20 protein-coding genes are annotated in these 22,021 nt (G+C 62.4%); 11 read left to right on the top strand and 9 right to left on the bottom strand.

Features of this window, described 5'->3' with window-relative positions; genetic code table 11:
• Window positions 1–256 precede the first annotated feature (256 nt).
• On the bottom strand, window positions 257–1,306 hold the full coding sequence (locus NKI58_RS09575) for a LacI family transcriptional regulator (protein ID WP_254816774.1): 1,050 nt from the start codon (window positions 1,304–1,306) through the stop codon (window positions 257–259).
• Between the two features lie 393 nt (window positions 1,307–1,699).
• On the opposite strand from NKI58_RS09575, the gene NKI58_RS09580 reads away from it, so the two are divergent.
• The 8 genes from NKI58_RS09580 to NKI58_RS09615 all read left to right on the top strand — a co-directional run bounded on the left by NKI58_RS09580 (window position 1,700) and on the right by NKI58_RS09615 (window position 9,939).
• Window positions 1,700–2,938, top strand: coding sequence for an ABC transporter substrate-binding protein (locus tag NKI58_RS09580; RefSeq protein WP_292663281.1), 1,239 nt, complete (start codon window positions 1,700–1,702; stop codon window positions 2,936–2,938).
• Window positions 2,939–3,045: 107 nt separating this feature from the next.
• The gene (locus NKI58_RS09585) at window positions 3,046–3,939 is read left to right on the top strand and encodes a carbohydrate ABC transporter permease (RefSeq protein WP_352448363.1); all 894 of its coding nucleotides are present in this window, start codon (window positions 3,046–3,048) and stop codon (window positions 3,937–3,939) included.
• Window positions 3,932–4,867: a carbohydrate ABC transporter permease gene (locus NKI58_RS09590; protein ID WP_352785465.1), complete on the top strand. Its 936-nt coding sequence runs from the start codon at window positions 3,932–3,934 to the stop codon at window positions 4,865–4,867. The genes NKI58_RS09585 and NKI58_RS09590 overlap by 8 nt, the downstream gene beginning before the upstream one ends.
• Before the next feature lie 5 nt (window positions 4,868–4,872).
• The gene (locus NKI58_RS09595) at window positions 4,873–5,985 is read left to right on the top strand and encodes an ABC transporter ATP-binding protein (RefSeq protein ID WP_352448362.1); all 1,113 of its coding nucleotides are present in this window, start codon (window positions 4,873–4,875) and stop codon (window positions 5,983–5,985) included.
• Window positions 5,986–6,071: 86 nt separating this feature from the next.
• Window positions 6,072–6,818 carry a sugar phosphate isomerase/epimerase family protein gene (locus NKI58_RS09600; RefSeq protein ID WP_352568260.1) on the top strand — a complete coding sequence of 249 codons (747 nt, stop codon included), beginning with the start codon at window positions 6,072–6,074 and terminating at the stop codon, window positions 6,816–6,818.
• 12 nt (window positions 6,819–6,830) lie between these two features.
• Window positions 6,831–7,979, top strand: coding sequence for a Gfo/Idh/MocA family protein (locus NKI58_RS09605; protein WP_352633787.1), 1,149 nt, complete (start codon window positions 6,831–6,833; stop codon window positions 7,977–7,979).
• A gap of 138 nt (window positions 7,980–8,117) precedes the next feature.
• On the top strand, window positions 8,118–9,164 hold the full coding sequence (mgrA, locus tag NKI58_RS09610; RefSeq protein WP_352633785.1) for an L-glyceraldehyde 3-phosphate reductase: 1,047 nt from the start codon (window positions 8,118–8,120) through the stop codon (window positions 9,162–9,164).
• An 82-nt stretch (window positions 9,165–9,246) separates the two neighbouring features.
• Window positions 9,247–9,939 carry a molybdate ABC transporter substrate-binding protein gene (locus NKI58_RS09615; protein WP_352568257.1) on the top strand — a complete coding sequence of 231 codons (693 nt, stop codon included), beginning with the start codon at window positions 9,247–9,249 and terminating at the stop codon, window positions 9,937–9,939.
• Window positions 9,940–9,986: 47 nt separating this feature from the next.
• On the opposite strand, the gene NKI58_RS09620 is transcribed toward NKI58_RS09615, so the two are convergent.
• Window positions 9,987–10,316, bottom strand: a complete 330-nt coding sequence (locus NKI58_RS09620; RefSeq protein ID WP_352577436.1) for a DUF2934 domain-containing protein — start codon at window positions 10,314–10,316, stop codon at window positions 9,987–9,989.
• 190 nt (window positions 10,317–10,506) lie between these two features.
• Between NKI58_RS09620 and NKI58_RS09625 the strand changes: the two genes are divergently transcribed.
• Window positions 10,507–10,857, top strand: a complete 351-nt coding sequence (locus tag NKI58_RS09625) for a hypothetical protein (protein WP_023675228.1) — start codon at window positions 10,507–10,509, stop codon at window positions 10,855–10,857.
• A 67-nt stretch (window positions 10,858–10,924) separates the two neighbouring features.
• Here the strand turns inward: NKI58_RS09625 and NKI58_RS09630 are convergent, their stop codons facing one another.
• Window positions 10,925–12,013 carry a S1 family serine peptidase gene (locus NKI58_RS09630; protein WP_352785472.1) on the bottom strand — a complete coding sequence of 363 codons (1,089 nt, stop codon included), beginning with the start codon at window positions 12,011–12,013 and terminating at the stop codon, window positions 10,925–10,927.
• A gap of 391 nt (window positions 12,014–12,404) precedes the next feature.
• Between NKI58_RS09630 and NKI58_RS09635 the strand changes: the two genes are divergently transcribed.
• Window positions 12,405–13,487 carry a trypsin-like serine peptidase gene (locus tag NKI58_RS09635; RefSeq protein ID WP_352568254.1) on the top strand — a complete coding sequence of 361 codons (1,083 nt, stop codon included), beginning with the start codon at window positions 12,405–12,407 and terminating at the stop codon, window positions 13,485–13,487.
• 84 nt (window positions 13,488–13,571) lie between these two features.
• On the opposite strand, the gene NKI58_RS09640 is transcribed toward NKI58_RS09635, so the two are convergent.
• From NKI58_RS09640 to NKI58_RS09650, 3 genes are all read right to left on the bottom strand, one after another.
• On the bottom strand, window positions 13,572–14,276 hold the full coding sequence (locus NKI58_RS09640; protein WP_352785475.1) for a DUF4760 domain-containing protein: 705 nt from the start codon (window positions 14,274–14,276) through the stop codon (window positions 13,572–13,574).
• Window positions 14,273–14,596, bottom strand: coding sequence for a hypothetical protein (locus NKI58_RS09645; RefSeq protein WP_352853140.1), 324 nt, complete (start codon window positions 14,594–14,596; stop codon window positions 14,273–14,275). The genes NKI58_RS09640 and NKI58_RS09645 overlap by 4 nt, the downstream gene beginning before the upstream one ends.
• 157 nt (window positions 14,597–14,753) lie before the next feature.
• Window positions 14,754–16,955, bottom strand: a complete 2,202-nt coding sequence (locus NKI58_RS09650; protein ID WP_352785478.1) for a caspase family protein — start codon at window positions 16,953–16,955, stop codon at window positions 14,754–14,756.
• Window positions 16,956–17,166: 211 nt separating this feature from the next.
• Between NKI58_RS09650 and NKI58_RS09655 the strand changes: the two genes are divergently transcribed.
• Window positions 17,167–17,571, top strand: coding sequence for a Fur family transcriptional regulator (locus tag NKI58_RS09655; protein WP_023675234.1), 405 nt, complete (start codon window positions 17,167–17,169; stop codon window positions 17,569–17,571).
• Between the two features lie 141 nt (window positions 17,572–17,712).
• On the opposite strand, the gene NKI58_RS09660 is transcribed toward NKI58_RS09655, so the two are convergent.
• From NKI58_RS09660 to polA, 3 genes are all read right to left on the bottom strand, one after another.
• Window positions 17,713–18,165 (bottom strand): hypothetical protein, encoded by a 453-nt coding sequence (locus NKI58_RS09660; protein ID WP_352568251.1) that lies wholly within the window; start codon window positions 18,163–18,165, stop codon window positions 17,713–17,715.
• 94 nt (window positions 18,166–18,259) lie between these two features.
• Window positions 18,260–18,538, bottom strand: coding sequence for a type II toxin-antitoxin system RelE/ParE family toxin (locus tag NKI58_RS09665; RefSeq protein WP_352577441.1), 279 nt, complete (start codon window positions 18,536–18,538; stop codon window positions 18,260–18,262).
• A gap of 360 nt (window positions 18,539–18,898) precedes the next feature.
• Window positions 18,899–21,847: a DNA polymerase I gene (polA, locus tag NKI58_RS09670; protein WP_352785482.1), complete on the bottom strand. Its 2,949-nt coding sequence runs from the start codon at window positions 21,845–21,847 to the stop codon at window positions 18,899–18,901.
• Window positions 21,848–22,021: the final 174 nt, after the last annotated feature.

The raw sequence follows: 22,021 nt of genomic DNA on the forward strand, positions 1-22,021 counted from the left end.
CCCATAGCCCATCGACTGTGGCCCGCGGGTTCCTTCCTCGGGGACTTTCGTACGCCTGCCGGCGCCCGAAACTCTTCACGAAAGCTGAAGGACAGCTAACCACACCGCTGGTTCCCAAAGCGGACTTTCTCCATACGGCCCAAGGCTGCCAGTCAGCAGCGCGCATTTTGCAGCCAAGTGGAATCACTGGCGTCGCAGAAATGCGGATGCCAGTTTCAACGAGCCGGATGCCAGTTCAATTTGAACGTATCCCGCTCTAGTCGGGACGGCGATAGGCCTGCACTTCGCCCGGCTCGCTCAGGCTTTGCAGGGTGCCGGGTGCGGCGCCGCCGATCCAGCCCAGCACCGAGCGGGCGAGTTCGGCGCCGGCCAGTCGGAAGTTCTCGTTGACGACCAGCAATTCGCTGCGAAACAGGTGCAGAAGCTCCGACGATTGTTTGGACACCACATCGACATCGCGGCCAAGCTTGAGGCCGGCGTCTTCGATGCCGGCGACGATGGCGAGCGTCGCGGCGGCGGCGCTGCTGATGAAACCGTCGGGGCGGCTTTCGCGGCGCATCAGCTGTGCGGTCCGCATTCTGATCTGCTCGATCGAATGATCGATCGAAACGGTGTTGAACGGAATCTCGCTGGCGCCGACCTCGCTCAGCGCATCGGCAAAGCCTGCGAGCGTGTGGCCGTGATAGGTCAGCTCGACCGGCGGCGCCAACAGAGCCAGGCGGCGGCGGCCGAGGCCGGCCAGATGGCGCACTGCCTCGGCTGCGAAAGCGTAATTGTCGAAATCATGGTAGGGATGGATCAGCCCCATATCGGTGCGGCCATGCGTGGCAAAGGGGATGCCGCGCTCCAGCATATAACGGGCCCTCGGATCGTTCGGCTGCGTGCGCGAAATGATGACGCCGTCGGCTGAACCGGTTTCCACGAGGTAGCGGATCGGGTCGAGCGGATCCTGCGAGCGCGAGTAGGGTGTCACGATCAAATGGTAGGGCGTGTCGGCAATGACTTCGGAAACGCCGTAGATGATATCCGAGACAAAGCTCATGATCTCGTGCTCGGTGTTGAGCACCAGGCTGATGACATTGGTCTTGCCGGTGCGCAGGCGGACGCCGGCACGGTTGGGCCGATAACCGATCTGCTTGGCGACAAGCTGGACGCGCCGCCTGGTCTCGGCGCCGATCTCGGGCGCATCCTTCAGCGCGCGCGACACGGTGGTGACGCCCAGCCCGGTCATGAAGGCGAGCGTCTTCAGTGTCGGCCGGCCCTGGCCCGACGCTTCGTCGGCCTTCTCTTTTTGATGCCTGTTCATTCATCCCGCCGCGTCAGGCGCATAACAGTTGCCGGACAGGCCGGCAATCGGCCGGCCGCGGGTTCGCCGCGGGCTCTCACCGAATGAAACCGCTATATACTGAAACGTTACAGATTGTCACGACCATCGCCATATCACTGGTGACAGATGCAGAACGAGCGGTGCTGCAGTCGGTGCAAAACCGTGATTCGAACGGGCTTTTCCGATTTTTTGGCGTCGCAGCATTCCATTTTGCAGTGCAACCCCTCTTGTTGCGATGCGGTAGGCCGGCGAGCCGCGCGATTTTATTCGCGCTTCGAAAAAACTTGATGCCACCTTCGCCTGAGGGGTTGCGCGCCTCAAGCAATTGCCGTATCGAAAATCTGTAACGTTTCAGATTCTGGGAGGAACGAAATGCGATACCAACTCATGACTGCTGCGCTGGCTGCGACGGTCGCGCTGCAATTTGCCGGCCCGGCGGCCGCGACGGATCTGGAAGTCACCCATTGGTGGACCTCCGGCGGCGAGGCGGCAGCGGTCGCCGAACTCGCCAAGGCTTTCGACGCAACCGGCAATCACTGGGTTGACGGCGCCATCGCCGGCTCCGGCGGCACGGCGCGGCCGATCATGATCAGCCGCATCACCGGCGGCGACCCGATGGGCGCGACCCAGTTCAATCACGGCCGGCAGGCGGAAGAATTGGTGCAGGCCGGGCTGATGCGCGACCTCACCGATCTCGCCACCAAGGAAAAGTGGACGGAAATCGTGCAGCCGAAGAGCCTGCTCGACGGCTGTACCCTCGACGGCAAGATCTATTGCGTGCCGGTCAATATCCACTCCTGGCAGTGGCTGTGGCTGTCGAACGCCGCCTTCGAAAAAGCCGGCGTGCCGGTGCCGAAGAACTGGAATGAATATGTCGCTGCGGCGCCCGCGCTTGAAAAAGCAGGCATCCAGCCGCTCGCGGTCGGCGGCCAGCCCTGGCAGGCCTCCGGCGCTTTCGACGTGCTGCTTGCGGCGGTCGGCGGCACCGACGCCTTCCTCAAGGTCTACAAGGACAAGGACGCGGAATTCGCCGCCGGGCCCGAGGTCGCCAAGGTCTTCAAGGCCGCGGACGACGCTCGCAAGATGGCGAAGAACACCAATGTGCAGGACTGGAACCAGGCCACCAACCTGGTCATCACCGGCAAGGCGGGCGGCCAGATCATGGGTGACTGGGCGCAGGGCGAGTTCCAGGTTGCCGGTCAGGTCGCCGGCAAGGACTATACTTGCCTTCCGGGCCTCGGTCTCAACGAGATGATCGCTACCGGCGGCGACGCTTTCTACTTCCCGCTGCTGAAGGACCCCGAAAAATCGAAGGCACAGGAAGTGCTGGCCCACACGCTGCTCGATCCCAAGACGCAGGTCGCCTTTAATCTCAAGAAAGGTTCGCTGCCGGTGCGCGGCGACGTCGACCTCAAGGCGGCGAACGACTGCATGAAGAAGGGGCTCGAAATTCTCGCCAAGGGCAATGTCATGCCCTGGACCGACCAGCTGCTTTCGCAGGATACGCAGAAGCAGAAGGAGGATCTTTTCTCCGAGTTCTTCGCCAAGCAGGACATGACCGTGGAAGATGCGCAGAAGCGCTTCGCCGCCATCGTCGGTTCGGCCGATTGAGCGATCGACCAACCACCTCACTCCCGCCCCTGCAAACGCAGGGTCGGGAGCTCGGGTCAAGGCCTCTTGACCCTCCGGCCCTTACCCGATCCAGCGCGGCTGTGCAGATGAGCAAGAGCGAACGCCCTAGCCAACTCTTTCGCAACCTCAATGCGAAGATCGCCTCGATCCCAATGATCCTCACCGCGCTGGTGATCTTTGTCGGCGGCAGCGCGTGGACGGTGCTTTATTCCTTCACCAGTTCGAAGCTCCTGCCACGGCTGAATTTCGTCGGGCTCGACCAGTACTACCGGCTGTGGTCGGTGCCGCGCTGGCTGGTCTCGATCGAGAACCTGCTGATCTACGGCGTGCTGTCGCTGCTGTTCTCGCTGGTCATCGGCTTCCTGCTTGCCGCCCTGCTCGACCAGAAGATCCGGTTCGAGGACACGTTCCGGACCATCTTCCTCTATCCCTTCGCCCTGTCCTTTATCGTCACCGGTCTCGTCTGGCAGTGGCTGCTCAACCCCGAGTTCGGGATCCAGGGAGTGGTGCGCAGCCTCGGCTGGACGAGCTTCAGCTTCAATCCGCTTTATGATTCCAGCATCGTCATCTACGGCATATTGATCGCCGCTCTCTGGCAAGGCACCGGGCTCATCATGTGCCTGATGCTGGCCGGCCTGCGCGGCATCGACGAGGATATCTGGAAGGCCGCGCGGGTCGACGGGATACCGACCTGGAAGACCTATCTGTTCATCATCATACCGATGATGCGGCCGGTGTTTATCACCACGCTCGTCATCATCGCTGCCGGTATCGTCAAGATCTATGACCTGGTTGTCGCCCAGACCAGCGGCGGGCCCGGCATCGCCTCCGAAGTCCCGGCCAAATATGTCTATGACTACATGTTCTTCGCCCAGAACCTCGGTCAGGGGTTCGCCGCCTCGACCATGATGCTGCTGTCGGTGATCATCGTCATCGTGCCGTGGGCCTATCTCGAGTTCGGAGGCAAGAAGCGTGTCTGACCATACCGTTTCATTGCCCGCTATTGGCGGCGCCGGCGGGCTCGAAGCCTACGGGCCGAGCGGGCCGAAGCCGCGGCATATGTTCTCGCGCCGCAACATCTTCCTCTACGGCACGCTCATCGTGGTGGCGCTCTACTATCTTTTGCCGCTCTATGTGATGGTGGTGACGTCGCTCAAAGGCATGCCCGAGATACGCCTCGGCAACATCTTCTCGCCGCCGATGGAGATCACCTTCGAGCCATGGGTCAAGGCCTGGTCGAGCGCCTGCACCGGGCTCAACTGCGACGGGCTGTCGCGTGGCTTCTGGAATTCGGTGCGCATCACAATCCCGTCGGTGATCCTGTCGATCGCGCTCGCCTCGGTGAACGGCTATGCGCTTGCCAACTGGCGCTTCAAAGGTGCCGACACCTTCTTCATCATCCTGATCGTCGGCGCCTTCATCCCCTATCAGGTGATGATCTATCCGATCGTCATCATCCTGCGCGAAGTCGGCCTTTACGGCAGCCTCAGCGGCCTGGTGATCGTCCATTCCATCTTCGGCATGCCGATCCTCACACTGTTGTTCCGCAACTACTTTACCTCCATGCCGGAGGAGCTGTTCCGGGCAGCGCGTGTCGACGGCGCCGGCTTCTGGGGCATCTATTTCCGCATCATGCTGCCGATGTCGCTGCCGATCTTCGTCGTCGCCATCATCCTGCAGGTGACCGGCATCTGGAACGACTTCCTGTTCGGCGTCGTCTACACCCGCCCCGACACCTATCCGATGACGGTGCAGCTCAACAACATCGTCAACTCGGTGCAAGGCGTGAAGGAATACAACGTCAACATGGCAGCCACCATCCTGACCGGCCTGGTGCCGCTGATCGTCTATTTCCTGTCCGGAAAATTGTTTGTGCGCGGCATCGCCGCCGGCGCGGTGAAAGGATGATGGCGATGAACGCAAACGGCAGCATTGCGGCAAACGGCACCAGCGTCTCGATCCAGAACCTGTCGCTGAATTTCGGTGCGATATCGGTGCTGCAGACGCTCAACCTCGATGTCGCCGAAGGCGAATTCATCGTGCTGCTCGGCCCGTCCGGCTGCGGCAAGTCGACCTTGCTCAACTGCATTGCCGGGCTGCTCGACGTTTCCGAAGGCCGCATCTTCATCAAGGGCAAGAACGTCACTTGGGAAGAGCCCAAGGATCGCGGCATCGGCATGGTGTTCCAGTCCTACGCGCTCTATCCGCAGATGACGGTGGAGAAGAACCTGTCGTTCGGGCTGCGCGTTGCCGGCCTCGCCAAGGACGAGATCGCCAAGCGCATCGCCCGGGCCGCCGAGATCCTGCAGATCGAACCGCTTTTGCATCGCAAGCCGGCGGCGCTGTCCGGCGGCCAGCGCCAGCGCGTGGCGATCGGGCGCGCACTTGTGCGTGACGTCGATGTCTTTCTGTTCGACGAGCCGCTCTCCAATCTCGACGCCAAGCTGCGCGCGGAATTGCGCGTCGAAATCAAGCTGCTGCATCGCAAGCTGGAAAACACCATGATCTACGTCACCCACGACCAGATCGAGGCGATGACGCTGGCCGACCGTATCGCGGTGATGAAGGGCGGCGTCATCCAGCAGCTCGATGCGCCGCAGACCATCTATAACCGGCCGGTCAACCGGTTTGTCGCCGGCTTCCTCGGCTCGCCGGCAATGAACTTCCTCGACGGCAGACTGGAGCAAGCGGCAGGCGACTGGCACTTCGTCGCCGAGGATGTGCGGATACCGCTTGCCACCTATGCTTTCGAGAAGGACCCGGTGCCAGGGCCGGCCGTGTTCGGCATCCGCCCCGAGCACGTGGCGTTCAACAGCGGCACGGGATGGCCGTTCGCAGCCACGGCAAATGTCGAGGTCGTCGAGCCCATGGGTTCCGACACGCTGGTCTGGCTGAAGCTCGCCGGCCAGAATTTCACGGTGCGGGTGACAGCCGAGCGCACGCCAAACAACGCCGAGGCGGTCGGCATCGGTTTTGACCCGATGCGCGCCTCGCTTTTCGACGCCGCCACGGGTAACCGCCTCTAGAGCATGATTTAGCCTCCCAAGACTCTTCCACTCCCCAAGACTCATCCCCCCAAAACTAACCATCCACAAGAAAACGGACAGAGACGATGAACTGGTCATTCCAACTTTACAGCGCCCGCAATTTCCAGCCTTGGGAGGGCGTGCTCAAGATGCTGGGGGAGCTTGGTTACAGCCAAGTCGAAGGGTTCGGCGGCGTCTATGACGATCCCAAGGCGTTCCGTGCCGAGCTCGACAAGAACGGGCTCGCCATGCCGACCGGGCATTTCTCGATCGACGCGCTCGAGAAGGATTTCGACGGCGTGCGCAGGACGGCCGACGCGCTCGGCATCACGCTGCTCATCTGCCCGTTCCTGAACGCCGAGTTCAGGCCGGCCGACACAGCCGGCTGGCGCGGCTTCGGCGAACGCCTGGCCAAGGTCGGCGAGACGGCCAGGAAAGCCGGCTACGGCTTTGCCTGGCACAACCATGATTTCGAGTTCAAGGCGCTTGCCGACGGCTCGGTGCCGCAGGACCATATCCTGTCCTCCGCGCCCGACATCGGCTGGGAGATGGACGTCGCCTGGGTGGTGCGCGGCGGCGTCGATCCGCTGCCCTGGATCGAGAAGCACGGCAAGCGCATCGTCGCCGTCCATGTCAAGGACTTGGCCAAGCCGGGCGAGGGCCTCGACGAGGACGGCTGGTCCGACGTCGGCCACGGCACCATCGACTGGCCCGGCCTGATCAAGGCGCTACACGCCAAAAGCGCCGCAAAATACTACGTCATGGAACAGGACAATCCCAACGATATCGAGCGCTTCGCCCGCCGCTCGATCGCAGCCGCCAAGACCTATTAGGAGCACACCAGCATGGCAACAAAACTTGGCATCGGCGTCATCGGCTGCGGCAACATCTCGAAGGCGTATTTCTCGCTGGCGCCGCTGTTTCGCGGCATCGAGATGCGCGCCTGCGCCGACATCAACATGGAAGCGGCGAAAGCGCGGGCAAAAGAGTTCAAGCTGCGCGCCGAGACCGTCGAGGGGCTGCTCAAGGCCGACGATATCGACATCATCGTCAACCTGACCATTCCGGCGGTGCATTACGAGGTGTCGAAGCAGATCCTCGATGCCGGCAAGCACGTCTATTCGGAGAAGCCCTTCGTGCTGTCGGTCAAGGAAGGGCTCGACCTGAAAAAACGGGCGGAAAGCAAGGGGCTGCGCATCGGTTCGGCCCCCGACACCTTCCTCGGCGGCGCGCACCAGCTTGTCCGCGACCTCATCGACACCGGCAGGCTCGGCAAGGTCACCAGCGGCACATGTCATGTGATGAGCCATGGCATGGAGCATTGGCACCCCAATCCGGACTTCTTCTTTCAGCCGGGCGCCGGGCCGGTGCTCGATATCGGACCCTATTACATCACCAACCTGATCCAGCTGATCGGGCCGGTGAAGCGGGTCGCGGCCTTCGCTTCGATCCCGATGACGGAACGCATCATCAGCTCGAAGCCGCGCGCCGGCGAAAAGATCCCGGTCTCCACGCCGACGACGATCCACGGCGTGCTGGAGTTCGAGAACGGCGCCGTGGTGACGCTCAACACCAGCTGGGATGTCTGGAGCCACGGCCACGCGCCGATGGAACTCTATGGCGAGGCCGGCACGGTGTTCGTGCCGGATCCGAACTTCTTCGGCGGCGACGTGCGTTTCACCGAAGCCGCCAAGCCGGTCAAGAAGCTGCCGAAATGGCCGCATCCGTTCGGCGTGCCCAACGAGATGCATTCGCAAGGCATGATGGCCAACTACCGCACCGCCGGCCTTGCCGATATGGCGATAGCGATTACCGAAGGCAGGCCGCACCGCTGCTCGATGGAACTGGCGCTGCATGCCGTCGACGTCATGACCGGCCTGTTGCGCTCGGGCGAGACCGGAAAGTTCGTTGCCATGCAGACCAGCTGCGAGCGGCCCGCGGCACTCGGCGTCAAGGCGGCGAAGGAGCTGCTGGCGAAGAAGAAAACGAAGTAGGCGGCGCACCTCCCAAGGACCGCAACAGCCTCTCCCCGTTTGCGCGGGGAGAGGCTAAGGGTGAGGCTGGAGCCGACTTGCCCGTCATCGCGTCGGCAGCCGTCGGGCGCGTTTCGATATGAGATATGAGGATTTCCCATGCCCTATGTCCCCGCCGAGAACCGCTACAAAAAGATGATCTACAATCGCTGCGGGCGCTCCGGCTTGAAGCTGCCGGCGATCTCGCTTGGGCTGTGGCACAATTTCGGCGACGACACGCCGCATAGAACCAAGCAGGCGATTACGCGCAAGGCCTTCGACCTCGGCATCACGCATTTCGACCTCGCCAACAATTACGGCCCGCAGCCCGGCTCGGCGGAGCGGGCGTTCGGCGAGATCCTGCGGAAGGACTTTGCCGGCTATCGCGACGAGCTGATCATCTCGACCAAGGCCGGCTACGAAATGTGGGCAGGGCCTTATGGCGAATGGGGCGGCCGCAAATATGTGCTGGCCAGCCTCGACCAGAGCCTGAAGCGGATGGGGCTCGACTATGTCGACATCTTCTATTCGCACCGCTTCGACCCCGACACCCCGCTGGAGGAAACGATGGGCGCGCTCGATCACGCGGTGCGCTCGGGCAAGGCGCTCTATGCCGGCATTTCCTCCTACAATTCCCAGCGAACACGCGAGGCCGCCGATATATTGAAGCAGCTCGGCACGCCTTGCGTGATCCATCAGCCGAGCTATTCGATGCTCAACCGCTGGGTCGAGGATGACGGCCTGCTCGATACGCTGGAGGGGCTTGGCGTCGGTTGCATCGTGTTCTCGCCGCTGGCGCAGGGCATGCTGACCGACAAATATCTCGGCGGCATCCCCGATGGCAGCCGCGCCAGCCAGGGCAAGTCGCTGCGCCCGGCATTCATCAACGACAAGTCCGTCGCCAATATCGAGGCGCTGAACGCCATCGCCCGTCGCCGCGGCCAGACGCTGGCGCAGATGGCGCTGGCCTGGGTGCTGCGCAGGGGCAGGGTGACGTCGGCGCTGATCGGCGCCAGCCGGCCGGAACAGGTCGAGGATTGCGTCGGCGCGCTTGAGGCGCTCGACTTCAGCGATGCAGAGCTCGCCGAGATCGACAGCTTTGCCCGCGAGTCGGACATCAATCTCTGGGCGGCATCGGCCGAGCGCAAGGGTCCGCCAAGGAAGTAGGCGACTTCGGCATCTGGTCGCCGAATGAAGGCTTAGATACGCCTTCCAAGGAAGGTCGTTACGATCGATTCGGGGTTAGGCCATGAATCAGGAAATCCGGCTTTTTGGCGCCATTGCGGTCCGCCCCGCCGTCGTTGCGCTCATACCTCGGTTCGAAGCGGCCACGGGATTCACAGTTGCGGTCAAGTGGGAGCTCAATCCGACCGTAAAGAAGCAGATTGAGGCTGGGGAAGCTTTTGACCTCGTCATCACCAATCCGAACCTGGTTCAGGATCTGGCCGCCTTGGGAAAGGTCAAGGCGGGGAGCCAGGTAGCGTTCGGCCGGATAGCAATGGGGGTGGCGGCCAAGGCTGGCAGTCGACCGCTCGACATCGGGTCCGTGGAAGCATTCGAACAGGCGTTGAAGAGCGCCAGATCGATCGCCTACGCCAGTGAAGGAACCAGCGGTGGCTACTTCTCCGGTTTGCTGGAACGTTTGGGGATAGCGGATGAGGTGAAGCCCAAGCTGGTGGCCATACCAGGAGGGCAGACAGCGCCGGCCGTGGGACGTGGGGAAGCCGAGTTGGGGGTCGTTCCCGTGACTTCGATTCTCGCGGCCGCTCCCGAGGTCATGCTTGTCGGTCGGTTTCCGGAAGAACTCCAGAGTTACGTCGACTTCGCCATTGGCATCAGCGCCGATTCAACGGACGCAGAAGCTGCCAAGCAGCTGTCGGAATTTCTGATGTCGGCAGCCGTTGATGACATCCTGGCGGCAAAGGGTGTCGAGCGCCGCTAAAAGCGTGCTTGATAAGCAGCGCTGGGAATCCCCTTCTCAAACACGCTCTAACCTTCGGCTGCCTTGAGGTTCCGCGCGGCTTCCTCGAGCGTCGCTCTGTCGTTGCCAAGCCTGTCGATCAGCTCTTGCGCCTGATCACCGGTTATCCCGGTGCGCATCGCCAGTGCCTCGACCGTCAGAACGTCGGAACTGGCGATCGTTCCAGTGGGACCGTGCTCGGCCGCGCCATCATCTGCCGGCACCGTTGTCGCGTCGTCGAGGTCAAGCTCATGTTTCGCCTGCTGCCAATGACGCTCATGTGCGCCGTGCGGGCGGCCCTCGCGCACCCAGATTTCATAGGCTCGCTGCCGAATTTTTTCATGCCGATCGTCGTCCATGGCGGTTCCTCCCTTGTGGCGTTTTCACCAACGCGGGGAGCGCCGGAACGATCCGATGTTGATGCCGAATTCGCAGACATGCCGGACAAAAGCCGGTTTCTCACCGAACAAACACCGGACATACGCGTTTTGCGGAGGAACCTGCACAGTGGGCCGGCCGTTGAGCCGAGCCTGAGCAAAGGAGATTACAATGGCCGACGAACCGAACGAATCCGCAGCACCGAAGATGACTCAACGTGAAGCTCAGGAAGCCCTGGAGAAGCAGGTCGCGCAGCTGAGGCGCGAGATCAACAAGATCAACCGAACCTTGGCCGAACGCGCGGAAGAGGCGATTGAGGACGCCGGCGATTGGTATGGCAACGCTGCTGAGCGCGCCTCGCGGACGGCACAAGCCCTGCGCAACAGGGCGCAGACAGTGTCCGGGGTTGTCCAGGAGAATCCCGGCACAATATCGTCCGCCTTCATACTCGGAGCGGCCGTAGGGGCGCTACTGGGCCTCGCCTTGGCCGCCACAGACCAGCGCCGCGATCGCTGGTTCTAGTCCCAACCTAAGGTTCCGGGCAGAAACGGCGGGATTGCTCCCGCCGTCATTCAGCAAATGACACCGGTCAGGGCGTGGCGGGCTTCTGCGCCGTGCCGAGGGCTTTGGGCGCTGCCGGCGCTGCCGTCTTCATCTTCTCTTCGATCCAGCCGGTGTAATTGGCCAGCCGCGTGTAGATGCCGTAGGCGTTCTTGTGGCCGCAGGCGGTGCTGCCGTCGGCCGGACCTTCGCCCCAGCTGACGACGCCGACCTGCACCGGGCCATCGGCGCCGGTCATGAATAGCGGTCCGCCGCTGTCGCCGTTGCAGGCGTCGCGCTCGCCGCTTGCGGTGCCGGCGCAGATCATGTTGCCGGTCAGCGGATCGGCCATGTCAGCTGCAATCGCGTTGGCGGCCGCCTCGATGCCCCTTTCCGAGTAACGCATGCGGCGGGCGAGCTCGCCGAGCGCTGCCTTCAAATCATGCGCATAAATCGCCTTGATGCCGCTGTTGCAGGTTGCGTTCGGCTGGAGGTCCAGGTCGGCGACCATCAGCGCGGTGGGAAACGCTCCGTCCTGCATCTTGCCCCAACCGGTGACCGTCGTCTTACCGGTGTCCGGTGTCGGCTCACGGGCAATTTTGATGGTCGGAGCATCGGCCGGCTCGGCCAGCCGGATCAAGCCGAGATCGTTGTCCAGCGTCTGCTCGCTATAGCGCTCGTTGACGATGATCTCCGCCGCCTTGTAGCGCTTGCCCTCGCTGAGATCGGTGGCGCCGGTGAGCACGGTGACCATATCAGGCGAAATCGGCTCGCCGTCGTCATTGAGGCAGTGCGCCGCGGTCAGCACCCATTGCGGCGCGATCAGGCTGCCGCCGCAGAACTGCGCATTCGCCTGCGAGGCCGGGCTTTTGTCCAGTCTGTTGGTGGTCAACAATGCCACCTGGAACGGGTAAGCGCCCTTGTCGGCCTCTTTGCCGCCGTAGACGCGATCGGCGCCGTCGGGGTTCTCCGCCTTGGCCTTGGCCCTGGCCTCGGCCACGCGTTTCATCGGCGAGATCGCCGCCTCCGGCCGCGCGGCCGCGTCCGTGGCATGAACGGAATTGACGGCCGGCAAGGCCGCCGCGATGCCGAGCAGTGCGGCGGCAGCAATCGGTCTGAACCTATGGATGATCTTCACCTCGAACCCCCTGAGACGATGTTCCCGACAGGTCAGTCGCCGACGCATGATCCACTGAAATGGAACCGGCCGGTGAGATCATGCTCCACGGCGAAGCATGATCCGTCACAAAGCCGAGCACCATTTCTGCTAGTCGTGCTGTCGAGCCAAACCCGCCCAAAATCCTATAGCCCCCCACGGGCTATGTGGAAGCAATTTGTCGTTGCCAATGTTGGATTATTTTAGGCAGTATACCGTTGCAGGCATTTTTGGCGGGGACCTAAACTGGCTGCACTGAATAATGGCCCGGTAAAGGCACCGGTAACCAATTTCATTTTTCTGCGCCACCACGATCTCGACAATATTTCTGTATCTTGATCCAGTCCTTGCTGCCTTTTGGGAGAGTCTCACCATGACAAAACTGACATATAGCATTATTGCGTCCGCGTTGCTTTCCACCGCAATGTGGGCGGTTCCTGCCTTGGCAGCCGATCCAGGTTCCGCCAATGCCGGCAACGGCGAAAGCATGCGGGATGTGACATCGGGCGATTACAAGCCCGGCCGGGCGAAACCGATCGCCCCGCCGAAACTGACCGAGGACGAGGCCAACCGCGCCGCGCCGCTCACCGACGAAGCAACGGCCGTCAAATCCTATGGCATCGTCGGCCGCTCCGCCGATGGCAAGGACATCAAGATCGATCCGAACGAGACGCTGAAGGACCTTGTCATCAAGGAAATGAACGCGCCCGCCGAGGGACAGAAGTCCGAGAATTCCGGGCTGAGCGGAGGCGAAGAGGCCGGCCGCCAGGTGTTCGGGACGGACGACCGGGAGCAGATCAAGAATACCAAAACCTACCCGTTCACCGCGATCGGCTACCTCGAAGGCAAATCGAAAAGCGGCAGCTATGGCAGCTGTTCGGCAACACTGATCGGCCCGCGCACGGTGCTCACCGCGGCGCACTGCCTCTACAGCCACGAGGACAAGGCCTGGCTCGACGACATCCTGTTCGTGCCGGCTCTCAACGGCAAGACTGCCGACGACGCACCGTTCGGCGCCTTTACCTATGAAAGCGCCTATATCATCCAGGGCTTCATCGACAATTACCAGGGCTTTTACGGCTCGGTCGTGCCATGGGATCTCGGCATCGTCACCTTGAAGCAGGATGTCGGCACCAACCTCGGCTGGCTGGGCTATGCCAATTATGTGGATCTCGGCGATTTCACCGCCAACATCGTCGGCTATCCCGGCGACAAGCCGATGGGCACGATGTGGAAGGCGACCTGCGAAGTGCTCGCCGAACACATCGCCACCGAGTATTTCCAGTACGACTGCGACACGTATCCAGGATCGAGCGGCAGCTCGGTCTATGCCTACGACAATGGCTCCAAGCAGCGCGTCATCACCGGCGTGAACGTGGCCGAGAGCCCGGATGCCAACACAGCCGTGCGTCTGAACGCCATCAACGTCCAGTGGATCAACAGCCTGTACAAATAGGCCTGCAGAGTTTCCGCCGCGATCGTCGCGGAAAACCGGCCGGCGGCGGAGCATTTCCGTCGCCGGCTTTCGCATTTTCGGGAATTATCTGGACTGGGCCGAGGGTGGCGCCTGGCGGACATAGTTCTCGATCGGCTGGGCGAAAGTCGGTGAACCGGCCTTGCGTTCCTTGTCGATATAGCCGGCAAAATAGCTCCAGAACGAAGCGGCATAGTCGCGGAAATAGGAGTCGGCGACCTCACGCGAGCACAGCCTGCCTTCGACGCAGAAGGAAAGGCGGTTGAGGAAATAGACGATGCGGTCGAAATTGTCGCTGAACTCGGCAAGCGGCATGTCGCCGCCGGTTGCGCTCATCGCTTCGATGCCGATGCGCTGCCTGAACACCTGTTCCTCGGTCGGCGTCGGATTGGCACTGAGCAGATTGCCGTATTTGGCGTTGAGCGCCGCCAGGCGTTGCTTGAGGGCCCGTTGCGCCTGCTGGTAGTCCTTGCTTTCCCAGAGCTCGACCAGCGACATCGTCTGCTCGACGCGCTTCTGCTCCTGGTTCGCTAGGAACTGGTAGACCGAAAAGATCAAGGTGAAGATGATCGCCAGGCGCACCAGCAATCCGGACCAGGCATAGACGAGCATGCGCCAGTCGCGATCGGTGAACGGGTTCGCCTCCTTCTTGACCTCGTGATTGCTCACCCACGGCAGGCCTTCGACGGTTTCCGGCAGCGCCACCGGCTTCTTTTGCGGTACCGGCGCCGTCACTACCTGCTGCGTTGCGTTGCCCCCCGCTTTCGTCATCCGCAGCTGTCCAGTTCTATGGTGGCGGACGGGTCGAGCACGATGCCCGGCGCCTCCAGCTTCTTCTTCAGGCAATCCAGCTGCGCCCGCGAAACGATGAACTGCACGTCAGGCGCCACCTGCGCCTTGCTCGGCGACGGCAATGGTTCGACCACGCCGCGTGAGGTGCAACTGCTGAGATCGACGACAACGGCGGCGTTGCCGGTTTTGGCGATCTGGTCGTACTGGTCGAGAAAGCAACTCGCCAGTTCGGAATTGATGACGACCTCCTTGGCGCAGAGGCCGCAAGCCTCGTCCGCCGAAGCATTCGCGGCCAGCAACAGCCCGGCGACAAGGCCGGCGGTTGTTGCGCGCCAAGAGTACGATCCTGTTCACGAACGCCCTCATCCGTTCCGTTCGGCCGCCGACAGCGGCGGTCGAAGAATGTTCATTATCAGCCGATTAGGCAAGAGGCCCGGCCGGGCACCTGACCCCGCCTCACGCGCGCGGCACCGTCTCCATCGGGAAGATCATCACGGCGCCCTTCGACCCCTTGTCGTCGGTCAGCCGCATGGCCGACCGCGTCGCCGGCGCCATGCCGATATCGGCCAGCATGTCGGCGAAGCTTGGCTGTCCCAGTCCGCGCGTTACCGAGACAACCCCCTCTTGCGCCAGGAAACTCAGATCCTGCTTCTCGCTCTGCGGCGGCGCCTCGGTCAAGACGGCGATCATCCGCTCCATGCCGAAGCTGGTGTCGGTGAATTTGAACAGGCCTTCCTCGAGCACGGCGCCTTCGGTCAGGCGCTCGGCAAGAAAATGCTGGATGGAATAGTCGGAGCCGACATAGAGCACGTTGATGTCGACCAGGTTGGTCGAACCGTTCCTGGCCAGCACGTGGACCTGATCGTCGGGCGAAACACGCGGCACCGTCGACGGTTCGATCGGCTGCAGCGTGTCGCTGTCAAAACGCTTGATCCGGAACTCGACGCTGACCTCTTCCGGCCGATAATCGGAAGCGGCGGCCAGCCTCGACAGTCCGATGGCGCGGAAGATTTTCGTCAGATTCCCTGCGGCGGCCTCGATCAATTTTTCGCGGCCGTCCGGATGAATGACGATCAACGGCGGCTTGCTGCCGCCCTTGAGCGTCATGTCGCCCGAAGCCGGCAGGAACCACAGCGCCGGCGCGTCGGTGGCATCTTCTGCGGCGCCGGCAATGGCGTTCTCGCGCAGCACTGCGAGACGCAGATCTGCGCTCCTGCCCGGCTCGACCAGCGCGATGTGGAACCCTGAGCTCTCCCTGGCCGCCAGTTCGTCGAGAACCGAGTTCGCCAGCGCGGCCTCTTTCTCGAGGCCTTTGGCCGCTGCCGGCCGCGCGACCACGAGCTTGTAGTCGACGGCGAGCTCGGCCAGCCGCGCATAGGCATTGGCGGGGATGTCGGCCAGCTTGAGCGCCGGCTTGCCGCCGAACTCGACCGGCTTGACCCGGCTTTCCAGGTTTTTCGCCGACTGCACCTGGAGATAGCCAAGCGCCTCGGACAGCGGCGACAGCGCCGACGGCAATATTGCGAGCCTGCTGCCCGGGGTGAGGCGATGCAGCAGTCCGGCGCCGATCGTGGCTTTGTCGTTCTCGATGACGATCGGCCATTGCATGACCGCGTCGGTCTTGTCGGTGCCGAAGACGCGGGCGTCGAGTTCCCCTTCGAACAGCGGCGTCGGCCGGGTGCGGCCGTCCGCCGAATATTGCTGCAGCACGGCCTGGCCGAGCTGGCGGTAGGTGATGTTGGGGTTCTCGGCCAGTTTCGACAGGATGGTGAAGGTGAACAGCCCGAAACGCGGTGCATCGGCCGTGCCCTTGGGCAGCGGCATCTCGGGCGTCGTCTCCACCGTCTGCGCCGCGTAGAAGGCGACCAATTTGCCCTTGGTGGTCGGCTCGGCGCCGGTCGGCGTCAGCTTGAAGGCCGGCTTGCGCTGCCCGTCCTCGTCAAAGCCGCGCGGCGCGGCCGACGCAATCTCGTCACAGGCTTTCACCGCAGCCGCCCTGGCAGCGTCGTCGCCGCCGACCAGATCGGCGAACTCGACCTTGCGTTCCAACTCGTCGTCGACCTCGGCGGCGCGCGTCGCAGTGCCGGAATGGCAGCAGTCGAACACGGCCCAGATAAAGGCGCCCTTGTCGCGAATAGCGTCGAGCGCGGTGCCGATCTCGTTGTCGACCAGCGCATTGGGCACGCCCTTTTCGCGGTTCACCCATTTGTCGATGTCGGACGGCAAGAAAATCTCGTCGAGGCCGTCCGTCTCGTCGCCCTTGTTCGCTGCCGGCTGCTGCGCGCCGTGACCGGACAAATGCAGGTAGACGAAATCGTCGCGCTGGACCTTGGCGGCAAGATCGGCCAACGCCGCCTTGATCGCCGCATGTGTCGGCGGTCCGTTGGCGCCTTCGACATCCTTGGCGAGCAGCGTGACGTTTTCGGCCAGGAATTTTACCGGCGCGGGCGTGTTCCCCAGGAGGTAATCGCGCACCAAGCCGGCATCGTTTTTCGGTCCGATCAGCCAGTTTTTCTTCGGCAGGTTCGGGTAATCGGTGCAGGCAACAAGCAGCGCATGGTAGGTGCGCGCCGCTGCGAATGCCCGAAACGGCACCAGGCCGGCAGCGGCCAGCGCGGACGTGCCGGCAAGCAGCGTCCGCCGCGTCACTTTGATCATGATTGCTTCCCCAAGCCCGATCGAATTTCCAAGCACGGCCAGCCTGGCCGAGGATTTTGTCAGTATTTTGAATATGGCGCCGCCGGCCAGCCGACCACCGGCTGCGAATAGAAACAGTAGCAAAAATGGCAGTTCGTCGCTATCTCAGTGGAAGAGGTCCGACTGCTTGCGAAATGGCAGCGATCGGCACGGAGCGGCTTGGAACAGGATCATGGCGGCAAGGGATGTACTGACGAAGAACCAGCTTTGCGTTCTCGAGAAGCTCGAGGCCGCCAGCGGCCCGCTCAGCGCCTATACGTTGCTCGACCAACTGCGCGAGCGCGGTTTTCGCGCGCCGCTGCAGGTCTACCGGGCGCTCGACACGCTGGTGAAATCCGGCTTCGTGCACAGGCTCGAAAGCCTCAATTCCTTCGTCGCCTGTGCCGAGCCGCACGACCACAGCCATTCGATGACGGCGTTTGCCATCTGCGACACCTGCGGCCAGGTGACCGAGTTCTCCGACCACGATGTCGGACACCGGCTCGACGAATGGGTGCGTTCGACCGGCTTCGCCGCCAAGAAGGCGGTGATCGAGTTTCGTGGGACATGTGCGAAGTGTTTGGCTGAAGCGGCTTAGCAAGCCCGAAGGCAACACTTCGAAGGCGGCGGGGCAGTATTCACGCCTCGCTGGTGGGCTCACGATGGTTCCTATGGTTTGGCGATAGCCTCCATGAGGCGGAAGCCGCCAGTCAACAAACGACCCGTTGCAGACATTCGGCTATGAAAGTGCAGTCCAAACTACCCTCTCAAGATCGGGAGAGTAGCGTGCGATGATAGCCTGTTGATCATTTTCCTGCGTGAGAATTATCTGCTTCCCAGTAGCGTCACCGAGCAATCGCATAAAGCGGTCAAGGTGCTCAACCTCGGTTTTTCCGCTGACTTGCCTTGGATCGAAGTCGAACTCAATTTCGATAACGGTGAAGAAGTGACATGCAAGCTGAATTGGCCCGACGTAAAAAGACAGTAAGCTGCCTGTTTCGCTTTCCAGGGCCGCTTCGACGCCCAATGGCATCGACTCGATCTTGCCGGAGACACTGAAACTAGCAGGCGGGGTCCATTCCAGGAGGATGTTCCAGACGCCCTGCCAATCTGCCTCAGACGTGTTCAGAACGTAGATGTCTCGCCATGAGCCGTCCCAAGCGAAATCCGATGCTATCTGTTCCCAATTCATGCATGAACCATTCTTGATGACTGCGGTTCTAGCATGACATACGCCATGAGTGCTTTCCACAAATCCCAAGTCCGCTTTCCACCTAGTTTACGGCCTAGCCAACCGGCTTCTTTGAGGTATGCCGGATGTGCAGGATTTCGATTGCATCGGAACGGGCACGATAGAAAACCTTGTAGGGGTAGCGACCTATGAAGAGAACGCGAACGCCAGGAATATCGGTCGCGTGGCCACTTTCTGGAAATTCGGCAAGTCGCGAAATCCCAGCTTGGATCCGAGAAACAACTGAAAGGGCGCCCTGGGGCGCCCGCTCGTCGAGGTAGTTGAAAATCGCCTCGCGTTCGGCAAAGGCCTGCCGCGTAAATCGGACCTTCATAGTCTGCGGCGGGTGTCTGCCGCGCGAACCGTATCCTCATCTACGAAAGTGCCGTGGTCGGCTTCTGCGAGTCCCGTTGTGATGGCGCTGCGCTCTGATTCCGACGTGGCATACACTCCGGTTCGGCGCGCCTCGATGACGCGGGCATAGTCGGCAAGCTCCTCCTGGTCTTCGCGAGGCCAAGCTTCCGCGTGCTTTACCAGGTTCTCGAGTGTCTTCGTGATCATGGGGGCAGTATACCACACCGCTGCTTTTCGTGAACCTTGAGAAAAGATGGCTCAACGGGCGCGTAGGCTGATGAAGGTAGGCCACATCAGAATATTGGGGCTCCTCAACAGGAAGTCGATATCCGTCCCCGCCCTAATGCGCCTCTTCCCAGTTGTTGGCGGCGCGGGCGTCGACGTGCAGCGGCACCGACATCGACACCGCCGGCATGGCGGCGTTCTCCATGACGTGGCAGACGACCGGGATCGTCGCCTCGACCTCGGCTTCGACGGTCTCGAAGACCAGCTCGTCATGCACCTGCAGCAGCATGCGGGCAGAAAGCCTGGCTTTTTCCAGCGCCTCGTCCATACGGATCATGGCGCGGCGGATGATGTCGGCCGCGGTGCCCTGCAGGCGGGCGTTGATCGAGGCGCGCTCGTTGAAGGCACGGACCGAAGGATTTGACGATCTGATTTCCGGATAGTGGATGCGGCGGCCGAAAATGGTCTCGACGAAGCCGTGCTCGCGGGCATAGGCCTTGGTCGCATCGATATAGTCGCGGATGCCGGGGAAGCGCTCGAAATATTTCTTGATGTAGTCGCCGGCTTCCTCGCGCGCGATCGACAGCTGGTTGGCGAGGCCAAAGGCCGAAATGCCGTAGATGATGCCGAAATTGATCGCCTTGGCACGGCGGCGCACTTCCGAAGGCATGCCCTCGACCGGCACGTTGAACATTTCAGACGCGGTGATGGCGTGGATGTCGGCGCCGTCGGCGAAGGCCTGCTTGAGCTGCGGGATTTCGGCGACGTGGGCGAGCACGCGCAATTCGATCTGGCTGTAGTCGGCGGAAACCAGCTTGTTGCCCTTGTCGGCAATGAAGGCCGTCCTGATCTTTCGCCCCTCCACGGTGCGTACCGGAATGTTCTGCAGATTGGGATCCGAGGACGACAGCCGTCCGGTCGTCGTCGCGGCAAGCGCGTAGGAGGTGTGGACGCGCTTGGTGTCGGGATGGATGAAGCCGGGCAGCGCATCGGTATAGGTCGATTTCAGCTTGGTCAGCTGGCGCCAGTCGACGATCTTACGCGGCAATTCGTGGCCTTCGGCGGCGAGGTCTTCGAGAAGCTGCGCCGAGGTCGACCACTGGCCGGTCTTGGTTTTTGAACCGCCGGGCAGACCCATCCTGCCGAACAGGATGTCGCCGAGCTGTTTTGGCGAGCCGATGTTGATGCGTTCGCCGACCAGCTGGTAGATCTCGTCCTCGAGCCGTGCGGCACCCTGTGCCAGTTCTCCGGAGAGCCGCGACAGGATCTGCCGGTCGACGGAGATGCCGCGCTGCTCCATCCGTGCCAGGACCGGCACCAGCGGCCGTTCCAGCCGTTCATAGACCGAGACCAGGCCCTTGGCGGCAAGCCGTGGCTTCAGCACCTGCCAGAGCCTGAGCGCGACGTCGGCGTGCTCGGCCCCGTAAGCCGTCGCCTTGCCGAGGTCGGCCTGATCGAGGCCGACGAAGCTTCTTCCCGAACCGGCCAGTTCCTTCAGCGGAATGGTCGCGTGGCCGAGCCATTTATCGGCCAGCGCCTCCAGGCCATGGCCACCATGAGTGCCGGCCTCAAGCACGTAGGAGATCAGCATGGTGTCGTCATAGGGGCCGACCTCGATGCCGTGACGGCTCATGACGACAAGGCGGTATTTCATGTCGTGCACGATCTTGAGGACGGATTTGTCCTCGAGCAGCGGCTTGAGCAACGCCAGCGCGTCGCGGATCGGGATCTGGTTTTCGACCGCGCCGCCGCCGAGCAGGTCGCCATTGCCGTTTTTGTGGGCAAGCGGCACATAGGCGGCGTGGCCGGGCGCGACGGCCATGGCAAGGCCGATCAGTTCGGCCCGCATCGGATCGGGCGAGGAGGCCTTAACGTCGAAGGCGACGATGCCTCTCTCCATCGCCTCGGCGATCCAGGCCTTCAGCGTCGCGGCGTCGCGGATGCAGGCGTAGGCGCTGGTATCGATCTTGCGGGCGGTGGCAGCCTCTAGGCGAAGCGCCGAAAGCAGGGATGGGGTGTCGCCTTGCTTGGCTGCGGCCGGGGCTTCGAGTGCCGCTTCGTCCGACGGCGGTGCGCTCTCGGCGGCCGCGGGCGCGCCAAAACCCATATCGGGGCCATGCGCGGTATCGGCACGCTCTATGGTGACGGGGGTGGCTGGAACGTCGCCGGCCTCGGTTCCGGTCGCTTCGGCCACGCGGCGGGTCAGCGTCGAGAATTCCATGGTCTTGAGAAAGCCGATCAGCCTGGGGCCGTCCGGCGCGTGCAACACGAACTCGTCGAGCCCTTCGGTCACCGGCACGTCGTTCTTCAGCGTCACCAGATCACGCGAGATGCGCGCCTTGTCGGCATTGGCGATGATTGATTCGCGCCGCTTGTCCTGCTTGATCTCGCCGGCGCGGGCGAGCAGCGTGTCGAGGTCGCCGAACTGTTCGAGCAATTGCGCCGCCGTCTTCGGCCCGATGCCGGGCACGCCCGGCACATTGTCGACCGAATCGCCGGTCAGCGCCTGCAGGTCGATCATTTTCTGTGGCGGCACGCCCCATTTCTCGATCACCTCGGGAACGCCGATCTGGCGGTCCTTCATCGGGTCGTACATGGCAACCGTTGGGCCGACCAGTTGCATCAGATCCTTGTCGGAAGAGATGATGGTGGTGTCGGCGCCGGCTTCGCAGGCAAGCCGGCAATAGGTGGCGATCAAATCGTCGGCCTCGTAGCCTTCCGTCTCAAGGCATGGCAGGTTGAAGGCCCTGGTCGCCTGGCGGATCAGGCCGAATTGCGGGATCAAATCTTCCGGCGGCGCCGAGCGGTTGGCCTTGTATTCGGGGTAGAGGTCGTTGCGGAAGGTCTTCGACGAATAGTCGAAAATCACGGCGAAATGCGTCGGCACGATGCCGACATCGGTGTTGCGGGCGTCCTGCGTCAGCTTCCAGACCATGTTGCAGAAGCCGAGCACGGCACTGGTCGGCAGCCCGTCGGACTTGCGGGACAGCGGCGGCAGCGCGTGATAGGCACGGAAGATGTAGCCGGAGCCGTCGACAAGGAAGAGATGATCGCCTTTTTTCATGGCACGAGGGATAGCGCGGCGCAGCGCCGCGGTCCATGCCAAAGGCGGCTTGCGCCAAGGGTTCCGGCAACACCCTGACAAATGGCGTGCGAGCTTGGCCGGCCCTGCCGGCCTGGCCGGAGCTTTGTTCGCTCACGCCTATGTTACAAAAGTGTAATTTTTGTGCCCTTGAAT

The sequence above is a fragment of the Mesorhizobium sp. M0522 genome, from assembly GCF_040321085.1.
GTDB lineage: Bacteria > Pseudomonadota > Alphaproteobacteria > Rhizobiales > Rhizobiaceae > Mesorhizobium.

Bases quoted from the DNA above. Each gene is read 5' to 3' on its own strand.
- NKI58_RS09575 (WP_254816774.1), bottom strand. From the start codon at position 1,306: ATGAACAGGCATCAAAAAGAGAAGGCCGACGAAGCGTCGGGCCAGGGC.
- NKI58_RS09580 (WP_292663281.1), top strand. From the start codon at position 1,700: ATGCGATACCAACTCATGACTGCTGCGCTGGCTGCGACGGTCGCGCTG.
- NKI58_RS09585 (WP_352448363.1), top strand. From the start codon at position 3,046: ATGAGCAAGAGCGAACGCCCTAGCCAACTCTTTCGCAACCTCAATGCG.
- NKI58_RS09595 (WP_352448362.1), top strand. From the start codon at position 4,873: ATGAACGCAAACGGCAGCATTGCGGCAAACGGCACCAGCGTCTCGATC.
- NKI58_RS09600 (WP_352568260.1), top strand. From the start codon at position 6,072: ATGAACTGGTCATTCCAACTTTACAGCGCCCGCAATTTCCAGCCTTGG.
- NKI58_RS09605 (WP_352633787.1), top strand. From the start codon at position 6,831: ATGGCAACAAAACTTGGCATCGGCGTCATCGGCTGCGGCAACATCTCG.
- mgrA (WP_352633785.1), top strand. From the start codon at position 8,118: ATGCCCTATGTCCCCGCCGAGAACCGCTACAAAAAGATGATCTACAAT.
- NKI58_RS09615 (WP_352568257.1), top strand. From the start codon at position 9,247: ATGAATCAGGAAATCCGGCTTTTTGGCGCCATTGCGGTCCGCCCCGCC.
- NKI58_RS09620 (WP_352577436.1), bottom strand. From the start codon at position 10,316: ATGGACGACGATCGGCATGAAAAAATTCGGCAGCGAGCCTATGAAATC.
- NKI58_RS09625 (WP_023675228.1), top strand. From the start codon at position 10,507: ATGGCCGACGAACCGAACGAATCCGCAGCACCGAAGATGACTCAACGT.
- NKI58_RS09635 (WP_352568254.1), top strand. From the start codon at position 12,405: ATGACAAAACTGACATATAGCATTATTGCGTCCGCGTTGCTTTCCACC.
- NKI58_RS09640 (WP_352785475.1), bottom strand. From the start codon at position 14,276: ATGACGAAAGCGGGGGGCAACGCAACGCAGCAGGTAGTGACGGCGCCG.
- NKI58_RS09650 (WP_352785478.1), bottom strand. From the start codon at position 16,955: ATGATCAAAGTGACGCGGCGGACGCTGCTTGCCGGCACGTCCGCGCTG.
- NKI58_RS09655 (WP_023675234.1), top strand. From the start codon at position 17,167: ATGGCGGCAAGGGATGTACTGACGAAGAACCAGCTTTGCGTTCTCGAG.
- NKI58_RS09660 (WP_352568251.1), bottom strand. From the start codon at position 18,165: ATGAATTGGGAACAGATAGCATCGGATTTCGCTTGGGACGGCTCATGG.
- NKI58_RS09665 (WP_352577441.1), bottom strand. From the start codon at position 18,538: ATGAAGGTCCGATTTACGCGGCAGGCCTTTGCCGAACGCGAGGCGATT.
- polA (WP_352785482.1), bottom strand. From the start codon at position 21,847: ATGAAAAAAGGCGATCATCTCTTCCTTGTCGACGGCTCCGGCTACATC.